This window comes from Vibrio diazotrophicus (assembly GCF_038452265.1).
GTDB lineage: Bacteria > Pseudomonadota > Gammaproteobacteria > Enterobacterales > Vibrionaceae > Vibrio > Vibrio diazotrophicus.
Genome location: NZ_CP151842.1, coordinates 224,146 through 239,901, shown reverse-complemented (window position 1 = coordinate 239,901; position 15,756 = coordinate 224,146). Strand labels below are relative to the sequence as shown.

The 15,756-nt window shown below is 44.8% G+C and carries 17 protein-coding genes; 6 read left to right on the top strand and 11 right to left on the bottom strand.

What is annotated here, in order from left to right; all coding sequences use genetic code 11:
• Positions 1-48: 48 nt before the first annotated feature.
• The gene (locus AAGA51_RS01080; protein ID WP_042485006.1) at positions 49-339 is read right to left on the bottom strand and encodes a co-chaperone GroES; all 291 of its coding nucleotides are present in this window, start codon (positions 337-339) and stop codon (positions 49-51) included.
• A 356-nt stretch (positions 340-695) separates the two neighbouring features.
• On the opposite strand from AAGA51_RS01080, the gene AAGA51_RS01075 reads away from it, so the two are divergent.
• Together AAGA51_RS01075 and AAGA51_RS01070 are read left to right on the top strand one after the other, a co-directional pair.
• Positions 696-1,313, top strand: a complete 618-nt coding sequence (locus AAGA51_RS01075) for a helix-turn-helix transcriptional regulator (protein WP_042485003.1) — start codon at positions 696-698, stop codon at positions 1,311-1,313.
• A gap of 178 nt (positions 1,314-1,491) precedes the next feature.
• Positions 1,492-1,839: a DUF3135 domain-containing protein gene (locus AAGA51_RS01070; protein WP_042485000.1), complete on the top strand. Its 348-nt coding sequence runs from the start codon at positions 1,492-1,494 to the stop codon at positions 1,837-1,839.
• A 64-nt stretch (positions 1,840-1,903) separates the two neighbouring features.
• On the opposite strand, the gene AAGA51_RS01065 is transcribed toward AAGA51_RS01070, so the two are convergent.
• Positions 1,904-2,332, bottom strand: a complete 429-nt coding sequence (locus tag AAGA51_RS01065) for a DUF805 domain-containing protein (RefSeq protein WP_042484998.1) — start codon at positions 2,330-2,332, stop codon at positions 1,904-1,906.
• A 5-nt stretch (positions 2,333-2,337) separates the two neighbouring features.
• The gene (locus AAGA51_RS01060; protein WP_042484995.1) at positions 2,338-2,688 is read right to left on the bottom strand and encodes a 5-carboxymethyl-2-hydroxymuconate Delta-isomerase; all 351 of its coding nucleotides are present in this window, start codon (positions 2,686-2,688) and stop codon (positions 2,338-2,340) included.
• Positions 2,689-2,938: 250 nt separating this feature from the next.
• Here AAGA51_RS01060 and tpiA point away from each other — a divergent pair, with 250 nt between their 5' ends.
• Complete coding sequence (gene tpiA / locus AAGA51_RS01055) at positions 2,939-3,709, top strand: triose-phosphate isomerase (RefSeq protein WP_042484993.1); 771 nt, start codon at positions 2,939-2,941, stop codon at positions 3,707-3,709.
• 135 nt (positions 3,710-3,844) lie between these two features.
• Positions 3,845-5,209, top strand: a complete 1,365-nt coding sequence (locus tag AAGA51_RS01050; protein ID WP_042484990.1) for an MATE family efflux transporter — start codon at positions 3,845-3,847, stop codon at positions 5,207-5,209.
• Between the two features lie 83 nt (positions 5,210-5,292).
• On the opposite strand, the gene rraA is transcribed toward AAGA51_RS01050, so the two are convergent.
• The 7 genes from rraA to priA form a co-directional block, all read right to left on the bottom strand.
• The gene (gene rraA, locus AAGA51_RS01045) at positions 5,293-5,820 is read right to left on the bottom strand and encodes a ribonuclease E activity regulator RraA (RefSeq protein WP_042484987.1); all 528 of its coding nucleotides are present in this window, start codon (positions 5,818-5,820) and stop codon (positions 5,293-5,295) included.
• Between the two features lie 75 nt (positions 5,821-5,895).
• Positions 5,896-6,813: a 1,4-dihydroxy-2-naphthoate polyprenyltransferase gene (locus tag AAGA51_RS01040; RefSeq protein ID WP_042485422.1), complete on the bottom strand. Its 918-nt coding sequence runs from the start codon at positions 6,811-6,813 to the stop codon at positions 5,896-5,898.
• A gap of 141 nt (positions 6,814-6,954) precedes the next feature.
• Positions 6,955-8,286, bottom strand: a complete 1,332-nt coding sequence (gene hslU / locus AAGA51_RS01035; protein WP_042484984.1) for an HslU--HslV peptidase ATPase subunit — start codon at positions 8,284-8,286, stop codon at positions 6,955-6,957.
• A 31-nt stretch (positions 8,287-8,317) separates the two neighbouring features.
• Positions 8,318-8,872, bottom strand: coding sequence for an ATP-dependent protease subunit HslV (gene hslV / locus AAGA51_RS01030; protein WP_042484980.1), 555 nt, complete (start codon positions 8,870-8,872; stop codon positions 8,318-8,320).
• A gap of 168 nt (positions 8,873-9,040) precedes the next feature.
• On the bottom strand, positions 9,041-9,583 hold the full coding sequence (ftsN, locus tag AAGA51_RS01025; protein ID WP_042484977.1) for a cell division protein FtsN: 543 nt from the start codon (positions 9,581-9,583) through the stop codon (positions 9,041-9,043).
• 112 nt (positions 9,584-9,695) lie between these two features.
• Positions 9,696-10,703 (bottom strand): DNA-binding transcriptional regulator CytR, encoded by a 1,008-nt coding sequence (gene cytR, locus AAGA51_RS01020; protein ID WP_042484975.1) that lies wholly within the window; start codon positions 10,701-10,703, stop codon positions 9,696-9,698.
• 310 nt (positions 10,704-11,013) lie between these two features.
• Entirely contained in the window at positions 11,014-13,215 is a 2,202-nt protein-coding gene (gene priA / locus AAGA51_RS01015) for a primosomal protein N' (protein ID WP_042484972.1), read from the bottom strand.
• A 246-nt stretch (positions 13,216-13,461) separates the two neighbouring features.
• Between priA and rpmE the strand changes: the two genes are divergently transcribed.
• Both rpmE and AAGA51_RS01005 read left to right on the top strand, forming a co-directional pair.
• Positions 13,462-13,680 carry a 50S ribosomal protein L31 gene (rpmE, locus tag AAGA51_RS01010; RefSeq protein WP_042484967.1) on the top strand — a complete coding sequence of 73 codons (219 nt, stop codon included), beginning with the start codon at positions 13,462-13,464 and terminating at the stop codon, positions 13,678-13,680.
• A 191-nt stretch (positions 13,681-13,871) separates the two neighbouring features.
• Positions 13,872-15,149: a malic enzyme-like NAD(P)-binding protein gene (locus AAGA51_RS01005; RefSeq protein WP_042484965.1), complete on the top strand. Its 1,278-nt coding sequence runs from the start codon at positions 13,872-13,874 to the stop codon at positions 15,147-15,149.
• A gap of 132 nt (positions 15,150-15,281) precedes the next feature.
• On the opposite strand, the gene metJ is transcribed toward AAGA51_RS01005, so the two are convergent.
• Positions 15,282-15,599, bottom strand: a complete 318-nt coding sequence (gene metJ, locus AAGA51_RS01000) for a met regulon transcriptional regulator MetJ (RefSeq protein WP_042484962.1) — start codon at positions 15,597-15,599, stop codon at positions 15,282-15,284.
• Between the last annotated feature and the right edge of the window lie 157 nt (positions 15,600-15,756).

Below are 15,756 nucleotides of genomic sequence, written 5' to 3'. Positions count from 1 at the left end.
GATAGAGCGAACTTTTAGTTCTTTTGGGAACATAAGAGCTCAGAGCAATTACTCAACGATTGCTAGAATGTCGCTTTCAGACAGAATAAGAACTTCTTTGCCGTCGATCTTTTCTGATTTAGTGCCGTAGCTTTCAGCAAAAATCACAGAATCGCCAACTTTTACGTCCAGTGGAAGAACTGTACCGTTTTCTAGAATGCGGCCTTTACCGACAGCAAGCACTTTACCGCGCGTTGATTTTTCCGCAGCAGAACCAGTAAGAACAATGCCACCAGCAGACTTAGATTCAACTTCTTGGCGTTCAACGATAACTCGATCATGTAATGGACGAATATTCATCGGTCGTCTCTCCTGATTAGATTTCCATTTGGTTAATAAACACTGAGTTAATAAATGGGTCACCAGACCCAAACAGCTTGTGAATGATATGTGGGGGATACTCGATGATAACCCAAGGGGCAAACGCGAAAAAAATGTGACGAAATTAACGATTCAATGGAGAAGTACTCTAATTAACCTCAGTGCTGGCACCCGATAAAAAATTCCCTGCGATAAAAACGGGCAGATGAAAACAACCGGAGAGCAATGACCAGCCAAATCAGCCGAAGTCGAGAGCATAGAAGCCAAGAGCATAGTAAATAATTTGCTTTATTAAGAACTGAATTCATAATAAGCAGTGTCTAGAGAGGGAAATAATGAAAACTATCGATAGGATTTTGCACACCATCAAACGCGAAGGTGCAGTTACTGCCAAACAGCTTGCCGATGATCTTTCCATTACCACAATGGGCGCTCGTCAACACCTGCAAAGTTTGGAAGAAGACGGAATCTTGTCGTTTCATGATGTGAAAGTCAAAGTCGGTCGCCCCACTCGTCACTGGTCCTTAACCAAACAAGGCCACGATCAATTTGCCGACAGACACAGTGAACTCACTATTCAGGTGATGGATGCAGTCGAGCATATCTTTGGCAAAGAAGGGCTCGCTAAAGTTGCAGCAGAGCGCGAAGCGCAAACCTTGTCGACGTATAAAAAAGCGCTGGCTGATCTCACGGATATCGAAGAAAAACTGAACGCTCTCGTCACCTTACGTGAGCGAGAAGGTTACATGGCGGAGCTTGAGACAACAGAGCACGGTTTTATGCTGATTGAAAACCATTGCCCTATCTGCAAAGCCGCAACCCGTTGCCCAAATCTGTGTCAATCTGAACTCAATATATTCCAGCACTTGTTAGGCCATGATTATCAAGTCGATCGCCAAGAACATATTATCCAAGGTGAACGTCGCTGTACGTATCTCATCACCAAAGCATAGTGACTGCTCACACTGGCAAATCTGTCTTAAATTCGAGAATTGGGATTTTCCCCGCACCACGCTAAAAATCCTCGCTTAAGCTTATAGTGTTGATTATTTCATCACTAATTTGTTCTCCCAACCCTCATATCGGTCATCACAGCAGTTCAATGGGTTGGGAATCGAAGAGGAGCCTTTTATGCCCCAACCTCAGTCGCAACCATATCAACAAGAACTTCCTCCATTTGACGAACTCGTTGCGTTGGCAAAGCAAAATCCGGAGGCTTTCTCTCAATTCAAACGCCAAATGTGTGAAGAGATGATTTCGTCAGCTTCACTGAACATGCAACAGAGATTACGGGCACAACAAAGTCATATTGATTTAGTTGTAAGCCAGTGCAAAAACCCTAATCACATTAACGTCATTTTGATGCGGGAAATGACCATTCAAATGGTGAAATTCCGTGATGCCTTGGAAGGCGAAGTTTCTCAACAACAGGCTGTTGTCATTCCTTTCAGACGCAACAGTGATGAAGAATGGCGCTAAGAACCAAATTCTAAGAATATAAAAGGGAGCCTATGCTCCCTTTTGTTGTTCATTACAGCTGAAATTAAACAGGCTCTTTGCCGAATCGGTTGTCACCATGAGTGCCTTTCATAAAGCCACACTCAATCAGAATCCAACTGCCACAGATTAACGCAGCCACAGAAATAATGGTTTCATACAACATGGGTTCATTGGCAGTCAGAGCATTAGCGCCAACAGGCACACTCATACGACCAATAACCAAAGGAATATTCAGCAGTAACCACCAACTATTTTTATCTCTGTCATGCCAACGCTTCGCCGTGATCGCTAAATCAGGAATCAATATCAGCAGTAAAAAAACCGGCAAAATCAGCGAAGCCAATCCCGGAAAAAGCCGATTCACACCGACAACAAAGCCAAGGATCATGGCATAGTAGCAACAGTTCCAAATCCAATAAGTCTGGCGCCCTATTCGGCCTTGGAAGGAAAAGAGTAAAGTGGTTATTGGCATCAGTGTTACCCGTTAATGACTTTCATAAAGTAGTCTTTATCCATATCACGCATATCTACCGTCAAACTGTAGATATGACTCGCCTGAGATACCAGCACATCCATGAGTTGTTGTGATAATTCTCGTTTTTGCGCAGGAGTTCTGCCCTCAAGCAACTCAAATTGAACATGGATAAAGTCTTCGCTATCCGCGACGTCACCCACCAACCAATGGTGACATCGCAAAGTGCGAGATTTTACTGAGCTAGTTTCAAAAAGTCCGCTGTTTAATGCTACTTGATGTAAATCTTCAAGCAGTCCCTGAACATTTATTCGCTCTTCAGCGGAGTTGGAGTACTCCAGCACTAAATTGGGCATAGTCACTTCCTTTGTTTATCTTCCACTATAATTGACACTCAGTAATAACAAGGTAACGGGTAAAAACCGAGTATAGACCGCTGATTATGTCAGAGGGATCACGGCGAATGAGGTCTAAGCAGTTATCAAGATCCAAGAAAGTCATGACCCTAGTCATGATTTGCTAAATTTTATCTGCTATATTCTGTCGCAATCACATTTCGTTTATATTTTTATAGACTTTCATTTTTTAGATATTGGAGATCTTTCTATGCGTCGTCCTGTCGTAATGGGTAACTGGAAACTAAATGGCAGCAAAGCAATGGTAACTGAGCTGCTAAATGGCCTTAATGCTGAACTTGAAGGTGTAACGGGTGTTGACGTAGCTATCGCTCCACCAGCGCTTTACATCGATCTAGCTGAGCGTCTAATCGCTGAAGGTGGCAACAAAATCATCCTAGGTGCACAAAACACTGACCTAAACAACAGCGGTGCTTTCACTGGTGATATGTCTCCAGCGATGCTGAAAGATTTCGGTGCTACACACATCATCATCGGTCACTCAGAGCGTCGTGAGTACCACAACGAATCTGATGAGTTCATTGCTAAGAAATTCGCTTTCCTAAAAGAGAACGGCCTAAAACCTGTTTTCTGTATCGGTGAATCTGAAGCGCAAAACGAAGCTGGCGAAACTGAAGCAGTATGTGCTCGTCAAATCAATGCTGTTATCGATGCATACGGTGTTGAAGCGCTAAACGGTGCAATCATCGCTTACGAACCAATCTGGGCTATCGGTACTGGTAAAGCAGCAACTGCAGAAGATGCACAACGCATCCACGCTTCTATCCGCGCGCTAATCGCAGCGAAAGATGCAGCAGTAGCTGAGCAAGTAATCATCCAATACGGCGGTTCTGTTAAGCCAGAAAACGCTGAAGCTTACTTCTCTCAACCAGACATCGACGGTGCTCTAGTTGGTGGTGCATCTCTAGATGCTAAGAGCTTCGCAGCAATTGCTAAAGCAGCAGCGGCAGCAAAAGCTTAATTAAAGCTTACAAAATATCTAAGGCCAGCATTGCTGGCCTTTTTCATATCCCCGCAACAAGCAACCGCACTGGGTAGTCCATAACGTCAAGATAGAGTATTCTAGCAACTAATTTATCGCCAACCTGTTGTCTTTATGCACGATAAACACGGCCTGCTTTCTGCGCCCATTCCCACAGTATTGCGTCAAATGACGGTACCGATGATATTCGGCTTAGTTGCGATACTGATGTTCAATCTGGTCGATACTTTTTTTATCTCTTTACTGGGTACAGAGGCGCTGGCTGCGATCAGCTACACCTTCCCAGTCACCTTTATCGTCAACTGTATTACCATGGGCATCGGTATCGGTCTATCCACCAATATCGGACGATTGCTCGGCCAAGGCTCTGCAAACAATGCAGCCCGCTTCTCCAGTCACGGCATTTTGCTGGCTGTCGTTTTAGTTATCGTCGCCTCTTCAATTGGTTTTATCACCATAGAGCCGCTGTTCTTATTGCTCGGAGCTAAGCAAGAGCTTATCCCGCTTATCGAGCAATACATGCAGGTGTGGTATCTCACCATCCCTCTTTTGGTTGTTCCTATGACAGGGAACAGCGTCATTCGAGCAACAGGTGATACCAAAACACCGGCGAAGATCATGATGTTGGCAGGCATCATCAACGGCGTATTAGACCCTATGCTTATTTTTGGTTATGGGCCGTTTCCTGAGCTGGGAATCCAAGGTGCTGCCATTTCAAGTGCGTTTTCTTGGCTGGGTGCTCTGATTTGCTCCTTCTATGTGCTGATTAAACGAGTGAAATTGCTCGCCATTCCGCACTTCCCGAGTTTGTACAAGGATTGGAATCAAATCTTAAAGATAGGGACGCCTGCTGCGCTCTCAACAGCGATGAATCCCATCTCTGGGGCGTTACTCATGATGATGCTTTCTAGCCATGGTACAGCGGCTGTGGCGGCTTACGGTGCAGCGCAGAGAATTGAATCAATTCTGATTCTGGTGTTGATGTCTCTGACTTCCTCTCTGACACCTTTTATGGCGCAGAATCTGGGGGCGAATAACCCCACTCGGAGTTTTGCAGGGCTATTCATCAGTCTGCGGTTTTCCCTGCTCTTCCAGTTAATGATATTTGTCATGATGGTGCCGTTAAGCATTCCACTCTCAAAACTGTTTTCTCAAGAAGCGGCTGTTCAAGATTTGCTCTGGCACTACCTGCTCGTTGTGCCTTTCAGTTACGGCTTCCAAGGAGTGGTTATGATGCTTATCTCTGCACTCAATGCTCTTCATCTACCGATTAAAGCATTCCAGTGGAGTTTCATGCGTCTGTTTGTGTTCACACTTCCTGTGGCTTGGATAGGCTCTGAAATTTATGGCATCGAAGGGCTATTTATCGGGATTGCGGCAGGGAACATAGCAGGTGGATTACTGGGCTATCTCTACGCGCTTTGGCTGAGAAAAACGCATTGCGTTGAAGCTTCGCCAAGCGAAAACTCCGCGTCTTAAAATCTTTTATCGCTGTTGGGCTCAGCGGTAAAACAACAAAGCCGATGCATGGGCATCGGCTCTGATTTTTTTATCGTCGAAGATTACAAAATATCATCTTCTTCAATTATGTCTTCTTCAGTATCAAGATCGACGTTTAGAGGCTCTTGAGACAAAATTACGCCAGTATTGTCGGCATACAGGTAGTCTTCAGGCAGGAAGGTGACACCGCCGAAATTCACCGGCACATCCACTTCACCAATACCTTGGCTGTTTGCGCCTACTGGAATTGCAGCCATAGCTTGAATACCGATGCTCATGTCTTCCAGTTCATCCACTTCGCGGACACAGCCGTAAACAACGATACCTTCCCACTCGTTTTCTTCCGCAAGCGCTGCTAACTCAGCATCAATCAAAGCACGACGCAGTGAACCGCCACCGTCAATAAGCAGCACGCGTCCCACACCATCTTGCTCCAGTGTTTCACGAATCAGCCCATTGTCTTCAAAACACTTCACTGTTGTGATTTGGCCTGCAAACGATGCACGACCACCAAAGTTACTAAACATAGGTTCAACCACATCAACTTGATCGATGTAGATATCACATAGTGCAGAGGTGTTGTATTCCATAGCCTTGCTCTCTTTACGAAAAGTCTTCCAACGAGTATATCGGGTGATGAAGCCAATGCAATGATACAGCGCAAATTAACTTGTCAGAGTTTGAGCGATAACCACGCCAACAAACAATAAGTTAGTAATCAAAGAACACTTTACTATCACAGGTAGCATAGGTGCGATCTGTGCTGGCTTTTCACTTTGCCACACATCTCGTCCATGCTTCGCCACAAAAATCAGGCTGAGCAAGAACGGCAGGCTAATCCACAGCGGCTTACCTTGCATAAGGAGATAAGCGCCAAAAGCGATCACCGCACCTGATAAAAGCAGGAAGTGATATTTCTTTGCTCTCATCTGCCCTAAACGAACAGGAACCGTGCGTTTGCCACACTCTGCATCATTTTCGATGTCTCGCATGTTGTTGACATTCAGCACCGCAACCGCCATCAAACCACAACCCAGTGACGGTAAAAACAGACTCCAGTCTATATTGCCTGTGTGAAGAAAATATGTCCCAGACACCCCTAGCAAACCGAAGAACAGGAAAACCGATAAATCGCCTAGTCCCAGATAACCATAAGGTTTGTTTCCGACGGTATAAGCAATCGCTGCCAACATAGCCAGCACGCCTAAACCAATAAACGCAAGAATGCTTTGCAGACTATCCAGAGCATAAAAAACCAGCATCAATCCAGCCACAACCGTCATAAATACGTTGATAGCAATGGCTTTCTTCATGTCACTCAAACTCACAGCACCAGACTGTATAGCGCGCATCGGGCCGATACGTTTTTCGTTATCAGTCCCTTTAACAGCATCACCATAGTCGTTGGCTAAGTTCGATAAAATCTGCAATAGAGTCGCGGTCAGCAGCGCCAGAAGAGCGATCGGCAAAGAGAAGTGTCCAGAAGAAAAAGCTAAAGCACTTCCGGTAAAAATCGATACTAATGCGAGAGGAAGTGTTTTCGGTCGCGCAGCATCAAACCATATTTGCAGAGAGTTATTCATGATTATGCTAAGTAGTTCAAACAATGTTGCCAGTATATACCCAAAGCGCATACGGTGTCAGCGGGCTCAGTACCCTTGGCTCAGAACGAGAAATGGCTAGTTGTAAAAAAGCCCGCTTCGATATCAGCGGGCTTTTGGGGTTTACAGAATGAAGCGACTTAAGTCTTCGTCGGCAACTAAATCACCGAGTTTGCTCTTCACGTAAGTCGAATCAATGGTTAGTGACGAACCCGACTTATCCGTTGCATCGAATGATATTTCGTCCATCAGACGCTCCATCACAGTATGCAGACGGCGGGCACCGATGTTCTCGGTAGTTTCATTCACTTGCCACGCAGCTTCAGCGATTTGTTTAATACCGTCTTCGGTAAACTCAACATCCACCTCTTCCGTCTTCATCAGAGCGATGTATTGTTCGGTCAATGACGCTTTAGGCTCAGTAAGTATGCGTTTGAAGTCATCACTCGAAAGCGCTTCAAGTTCGACACGAATTGGCAGACGACCTTGCAACTCTGGGATCAGATCCGACGGTTTTGCCACTTGGAATGCACCTGAAGCAATGAACAGGATGTGGTCAGTTCGCACCATACCGTGCTTAGTAGACACTGTGCTACCTTCGATAAGAGGCAGTAAGTCACGTTGAACACCTTCACGAGAAACATCTGGACCAGACACTTCACCGCGTTTACAGATTTTATCGATTTCATCGATAAACACGATACCGTTGTTTTCAACGCTGTAGATCGCTTGCTCTTTCAACTCGTCTTGGTTAACAAGCTTCGACGCTTCTTCTTCCGTTAACGCTTTAAAGGCGTCTTTAATTTTCAGTTTACGTTTCTTCTTAGTGTTACCCGCTAAGTTCTGGAACATACCCTGTAGCTGGTTAGTCATCTCTTCCATACCCGGAGGCGCCATGATTTCCACGCCCATTTGCGGTACAGCAACGTCTAACTCAATCTCTTTGTCGTCTAACTTACCTTCGCGTAATTTCTTACGGAATACCTGACGAGTATTTGAACTCTCTTCATTTTGCTCTGCCTTGCCCCAAGCATCACGAGCAGGAGGAAGAAGAGCATCAAGGATGCGTTCTTCAGCTAACTCTTCAGCACGGAATTTGACTTTTTCGGTGGCTTGTTGATGAGTCAGTTTTACCGCCACATCCGTCAGGTCACGGATAATCGTTTCAACTTCTTTACCTACATAACCCACTTCGGTGAATTTAGTGGCTTCAACTTTAATGAAGGGGGCATTCGCCAGTTTCGCTAAACGACGAGCAATCTCTGTTTTACCGACACCAGTAGGGCCAATCATTAAAATGTTTTTTGGTGTTACTTCTACGCGCAAGCTCTCTTCAAGTTGCATACGACGCCAGCGGTTACGAAGAGCGATCGCTACAGCGCGCTTAGCTTTATCTTGACCGATGATATGGCGGTTAAGTTCATGAACAATTTCACGAGGAGTCATTTCAGACATAATGAATTCCTTTAATTCTAATCACACTGTTTTATGCTTGGTCTTTAGCGATGAGCTCTTGAGGAATTTCTAGCTCTTCGATGGTGTGATGATGGTTGGTGAAGACACAAATATCGCCAGCAATGTTTAACGCTTTTTCCGCAATTGAACGTGCGTCTAAGTCAGTATTTTCAATCAGTGCAATCGCAGCGGCTTGAGCGTAATTACCACCTGAACCAATCGCAATTAAATCATGCTCAGGCTGAACCACATCACCGTTACCTGTAATGATCAAAGATGCCGTTTCATCGGCAACCGCCAAAATGGCTTCTAAACGACGTAATGCACGATCGCTACGCCAGTCTTTTGCCAGCTCAACCGCAGCTTTGGTTAAATGGCCTTGGTGCATTTGCAGCTTGCTTTCAAAGCGTTCAAATAGTGTAAACGCATCCGCTGTACCGCCTGCAAAGCCAGCTAATACTTTATTGTTGTACAAACGACGAACTTTCTTCGCGTTGCCTTTCATTACTGTATTACCGAGCGATACTTGCCCGTCACCTGCGATGACAACTTTATTGTTACGACGTACAGATACGATGGTAGTCACGAGAGGGCCTCTTAATTATTTTCACGATGGAGATGCAAGTTATATGAGGATAAGAGGAAAAAAAATCAAGGGAGAGAGAAAGCAAAACGCCCAGATCATTGTTAACTTTTATCGCTAACTGACTGGGCGTCTTCTAAATTTTTACAGGTCAAATTTCAGTGAAAGAATTTACTGCCGCTCTTTCCAGATTGCGCAAGGCTCGATTTTCGCTCGCTGCAGTTTGTGTTTATCACGTTCAGCATCACGCTTAAATTTGTAAGGACCTAATACAACTCGGAACCAACTGCTGTCTTCTTTCTTACGAATTTTACTGTTGATACCCTGGAATGCGATATCCAGCTTCCGTGATTCTGCTTGCTGCATATTCTTGTATGCGCCGCACTGCATGATATATGGAATGTCTGAGACTTCTTGTTCTTTCGGTATCACTTCAATTTCGCGTTTTGGCAGAGTATCCACATAATCCCACTTCTCGGTTGGAGGTGGTGGAATGGTCTCCGTTTTCTTTGGTTTTGGCTTAGGTTCAGTTTTCACCGCAACTGGTTTCTTCGGCTCAGGATCATTACTTAAGGTATATAAACCGTAACCGAGAAGTCCAACTAACACGATTGCAATAAGTCCACTACGCCAAGGTTTACGACGAGATGTTGTTTTCTTAGGGGCCGGCTTTTTCTGACTACGACCGCGTCTTACATAATCTTTATTAGCCACTGGAAATGTTCAATAGTTATAAAATCTGCCCACATGTTAAAGCAGTTTAAAGCGAGTTAACAGAGTATTCAGGGCAGTACTGTCTTTCGTACTGCCATTCATCTTATTAATTTCAGTGAGAACGAGGAGGTGCAGCACTCTCACGCACAATCAAATGGGTTTCTAATAGGCGAGAACCCGCTTGCACGTCATGACCACGCAACAGTTCCAACATCATCAACATAGCTTGACGACCAATCTCATAGCGAGGCTGAGAAATCGTAGTCAACGGTGGATCACAGTATTGTGAGAACTGGATGTCATCGAATCCGACCACAGAAAGGTCACGAGGAATACGCAAACCTAAGCGCTTAGCTTCTTGCATGGCACCAATTGCCATAGTGTCGTTGTGACAGAAGATGGCAGTTGGAGCGTCTGGTAATGAAAGTAACTGACGTACAGCCTTCACCCCTGACTCAAAAGTGAAATCACCATAAGTTGTATAAGTCGGATTCATAGTGATACCCGCTCTACGCAGTGCTTGTTGGTAACCTTGATGACGGAATTGGCAAAGTGTCGCACTTTCTGGACCAGAGATTTGAGCAATTCGCTTATGTCCAAGCTGAGTTAAATAATTTACAGCTTCAAATGCAGAGGTTAGGTTATCAATGTGAACCGTTGGTAACTCCAGTTCCGGAGCAAATTCACAAGCCATCACCATTGGTGGAAGATTTTTCTGTTCAGGCTTACTCACATCAAATGGTAAATCTGTACCTAGTAACAGCATTCCGTCCGCTTGTTTGGTGAAAACTAGATTAACAAATGAGCTTTCACGTTTCTTTTGCTGACCACTATCCCCCAGCAAAACAAGATATCCGTGCTCCATTGCCGCATCTTCAATACCACGAATAATTTCTGTGAAATAAGGATCACAAATATCCGGGACAATCGCTACGATCGTTTTCGACTCATTTCGACGCAGATTTCTCGCCAAAGAATTCGGTGAATAGCCAGCTTCTAAAACCGCTTCTTCTACGCGTTTGCGAGTCGAAGACGATACTTTCTCAGGATTCATCAGAGCTCGCGACACCGTCGCGGTCGATACGCCAGCAAGCTGGGCAACATCCTTCATTGTCGCCATGTTAAATAGCCCTCTTTTCTATTCCTTTGTGATGCTTAAGCAAACTGCGCTTAAAACACCTTTTGTAATTATGTTAATGGCGTATAAGTTGTGGGATACACACCTAGCCTTCCAGTGAGAAAAATACATTTCACAAAACGAAAACGATTCACTGAGGAAATTGTACCGTTAGTCTATTCATTTCTAAGCAGAAAGTTACGGTCAAATTAACAAATATTGCACTACAAGCGTGATTTTTATCACATTAGAGAATCTTTATATAGTACAGCATATTCAGCTCACTATTTTAAGCCATTATAAACTGTCGAAATTAGCTTAAATCTTGAGGCTCGATGTCCAGAGTCCAACGAACTTTGCTCGCCAACGGCAGCATTGAAATAGCAGGTTTAGCGCTCATCAACAATTTTTGCATCACCGATCGAGCTTCCGTTTGCAAAAGAAGTTGCCAGCGATATTTCCCCGCACGTTTGGCCAAAGGCGCGGGGGTTGGCCCTAGCACCATACAGTGTTGATCAAACAATGGATGCGCTTCCAACGTTTGCCGCACCTGACGCAAGAAATCTTCCACCATTTGCGATTGATTCGCTTCCGCTCGGAACAAGGTTAAATACGTGTATGGAGGTAGCATTGCAAGTTTGCGCTCAGCCAAAGCAGTCAAAGCGAAATGGTGATAGTCACGTTGCAGAAGATCCTGCAAAAGACTGTGTTCAGGATGGTGCGTTTGCAATATCACTTCACCGGGTTTACTTGCTCGTCCTGCTCTTCCTGCTACCTGAATAAATAACTGAGCGAGTCTCTCAGACGCTCGAAAATCGCTGCTGTAAAGAGAACCGTCCACATCCAGCAACGCCACCAAAGTCACATCCGGAAAGTGATGACCTTTCGCCAGCATTTGAGTGCCAATTAAAATCTTATACTCGCCTTTACGTATCGACTGTAATGCCGACTCTAAACTGCCTTTGCGGCGAGTACTGTCTCGGTCAATGCGAATGGTTTTGTAATCAGGAAATAGCTCCGCCAGTTGCTTCTCTAACTGCTCTGTACCAACTCCCACAGTGACCAACTGCGTTGAACCACAACTTTGACACTGATGCACAACGGGTCGTTGTGAGCCGCAATGGTGACAGCGCATTTCATTGCTGTACTGATGGAAGGTGTAATAAGCATCACAACGCTGACAGTCTGCAATCCAGCCACATTCGTGACACATCAAAGCGGGTGAAAAACCACGACGATTGAGAAACAGCAGAACTTGGTTACCCGCCGACAAATGACGACGCATATCGGCAATCAAAGGAGCCGATAAGCCGCTTTCCAAATATAAACCTTTTACATCCAGTACACGGTTGCGAGTGGGTACAGCCACCCCTGCTCGTTCAGTCAGTTGCAAATGATGATATTTACCCGTTAACGCATTGTGTAACGTTTCTAACGCAGGCGTTGCAGAGCCGAGTACAATCGGAATCTGTTCTTGATTAGCACGCATCACTGCCACATCGCGAGCATGATAACGCAGGCTATCCTGCTGCTTATACGAGCTGTCATGCTCTTCATCGACAATGATAATGCCAAGTGAAGCAAACGGAGTTAACAACGCAGAGCGCGTACCTATCACAATCCCAGCGACCTTATCTCGCGCAGATAACCACGCATTCAAGCGCTCAGTATCATTGAGCCCAGAGTGAACCACTTCCACAGGCACATTAAAACGCTTTCTAAAGCGGTTGATGGTTTGTGGTGTTAAACCGATCTCCGGCACAAGCACTAGAGCCTGTTTTCCTTGTTCCAGTACAGGTTTAATCAAATTGAGGTAAACCTCTGTTTTACCTGAACCAGTAACCCCTTCCAACAGATAGCAGCCAAAACCTTTATTACTATTAACTGAAGCAATCGCGATAGCTTGTTCTTGGTTTAATTTCGGCTTTTCAACATCCGCTTCAATCTGCTTAGGCCAGGCTTTGAATTGCGGCTTATGCTCACTAACCTCTATCCACCCCTTCTCTTGCAAAGTTTTAAGCGTGGTTGCACTGACTTCTTCTTCTAGCAGTGTAGAGTGAGACACAGGACCAGATGCAAGAAGATTCATCACCTGAGCCTGTTTGAAGGCTCGGCCAAAGCCTTGCATCATTTGATCTCGACCGCTAGAGGTTATCTGCCACTCTTTACTACTGGCAAAATCTGCGGGCTTTCCTTTTCGTAACGCGCTCGGCATCGCATTAGCAAGAGTGTCGCCCAGAGGAAACTGATAAAACTGACTACACCACTTTAAGAGTGAATAGAGTGTATCTGACCACAGCGGTTGAGAATCTAAGACTTCTTTGATCGATTTAAGCTGATCTGCTGAGAACTCCGACTCCTGCGCGAATTCCGTTACAACCCCCACCAATGTTTGACGGCCGAAAGGCACAGATACTCGCCCACCAATAATCGGAAACAGATGACTTGGAATGAGATAATCAAACTGTTTGTCTAACGGTACAGGTAGTGCAACACGAGCTATCGTTGGGCGCATAATTACTTTAGAGGGTAAAAATCAGAGAAAATACAGTCTACTGGATGACGCCATTAAATTCGAGCAACTAAAGTGGTGAAAATAACAGCGAAAGCGGTTGATCAGAAACTCAGGATTCATTAATATATCGCGCCTTGATGAGACGCTTGTAAGAACGCTCTTCAAGTGTCACCAATTATTTATTAATTTACGTGTGGTGTCCGGCTCAGATTCGGATAGCGACACGGCCTAATTTGAGGTTATCCCATGAAAACTGGTATCCACCCAGAATACAAAGAAGTAAACGCGACTTGCTCTTGTGGCAACTCTTTCGTTTTCAAATCTACTCTAGGTAAAGATTCAATGCACCTAGACGTATGTGACAAATGCCACCCATTCTACTCTGGTAAGCAACGTATCGTTGATACTGGTGGTCGTGTTGATCGCTTCAACAAGCGTTTCGGCGCTCTATCTAGCAAGAAGTAATTTTACTTTACGCAAAGATTTAAAAAAGGACGCTACGGCGTCCTTTTTAGTTTTCGCTTTCTTCAACCAGACACATGTCGAACTCAATAATCTGGTCTTAGGAGCTATATTTCTCACTTATCATAACTATGAAGACCCATTGACATACTCTAGAATGAGTGGCCTTAACAAAAACAATAAGGCTCCACCAAATGTCCAATAATGATCGCCATGAACTCAACGAGGAAGAAGCTTTTCGTCAGCAAGCCCTCGACTACCACGCTCTGCCAATTCCAGGCAAAATTGCCATCGCTCTCACAAAACCAGCAGATTCAGCAAAAGACTTAGCACTCGCCTACAGCCCTGGTGTTGCAGAACCTGTTCGCGAAATCGCACAGAACGTTGATAACGTTTATAAATACACAGCAAAAGGCAATACCGTCGCCGTTATTTCTAACGGTACCGCCATTCTTGGTTTAGGTAATCTTGGACCGATGGCTTCAAAGCCAGTTATGGAAGGTAAAGCTTTGCTGTTCAAACGTTTTGCAAACCTAGATTCCATCGATATCCAAGTAAAACACCGCACTATCGATGAATTTGTTGATACCGTAGCCAACATTGCTGATACCTTTGGCGGTATCAACCTAGAAGATATTAAAGCACCTGACTGTTTTGAAATTGAACGTCGCCTGATTGAACGTTGTGATGTACCCGTCTTCCACGATGACCAACACGGTACTGCGATTGTTACGGCAGCAGGCATGCTTAACGCGATTGAACTGCAAGGCAAAGAACTCAACGAATGTACTATTGTTTGTCTAGGCGCAGGTGCAGCGGCTGTCGCGTGTATGGAGCTGCTGATTAAATGTGGTGCTATGCGTGAAAAGATCTACATGCTTGACCGTAAAGGCGTCATCCACACTCGTCGCGATGACATCAATGAATACAAACAGTTATTTGCCAATAACACAGACAAACGTACGTTGGAAGATGTGATTAAAGGCGCTGATCTGTTCTTAGGCGTTTCAGGCCCTAACCTACTGACGGCTGATGAACTCAAATTGATGGCGGATAAACCTGTAGTGTTTGCTTGTTCAAACCCAGATCCAGAAATCAAACCTGCACTGGCCCATGCTGTGCGTGACGATTTGATTATGGGTACAGGCCGAAGCGACTATCCAAACCAAGTTAACAACGTGCTTTGTTTCCCATTTATTTTCCGTGGTGCGTTAGACGTGCGCGCGAAAGTGATCAACGATGAAATGAAACTGGCAGCAGTTGCAGCCATTCGCGAGTTAGCGAAAGAGCCTGTGCCTGAAGAAGTGTTAAAAGCCGCTGGTGTTGATACATTAAGTTTTGGCACAGAATACATTATTCCTAAACCAATGGACCCACGCTTACTTCCTCGTGTGGCAAGAGCTGTGGCTCAAGCGGCTATTGATTCTGGTGTTGCACGTATCGAGATGCCAGAAAACTACATGGCGAACTAGTTTTGAGCCTAGTGGTTTAATTACTCGCTAATGCCACTTGCTAATGCATTGCATCAAAAAAGCCCTGATTCGTATCAGGGCTTTTTATATCTATCTGCACAATTAGGCGTAAAAACAGATTATCGACAACAATTAGTCGTCGTAAGCCTCGAATTCGATACCCATTTCAGTCATTAACGCTTTCACTTCAGCTGGAATATCATCCGGACGGTCTTTACGCAGGTCTTCATCCGTTGGTAGCGGCTGGCCTGTATATGCGTGCAAAAACGCCTCACATAAAAGCTCACTGTTGGTCGCATGACGCAGGTTATTGATTTGGCGGCGAGTACGCTCATCTGTGAGAATTTTCAATACCTTAAGAGGAATTGATACGGTAATTTTTTTCACCTGCTCACTTTTCTTCCCATGCTCTGCATAGGGGCTAATATATTCACCGTTCCAGTCTGCCATTGCGCACCTTCATTGTTCGAATTCGAGTAATAATTCCAAAGGCTAGATTTTAGCGGGATTTACCGCCATAAGCAAAGACATATAGACGTCTAGAAGTGTTGACGTCTTTAAATAAGATAAGTAAAGTATGATGCAATTCCCCAATATAGACGAACAC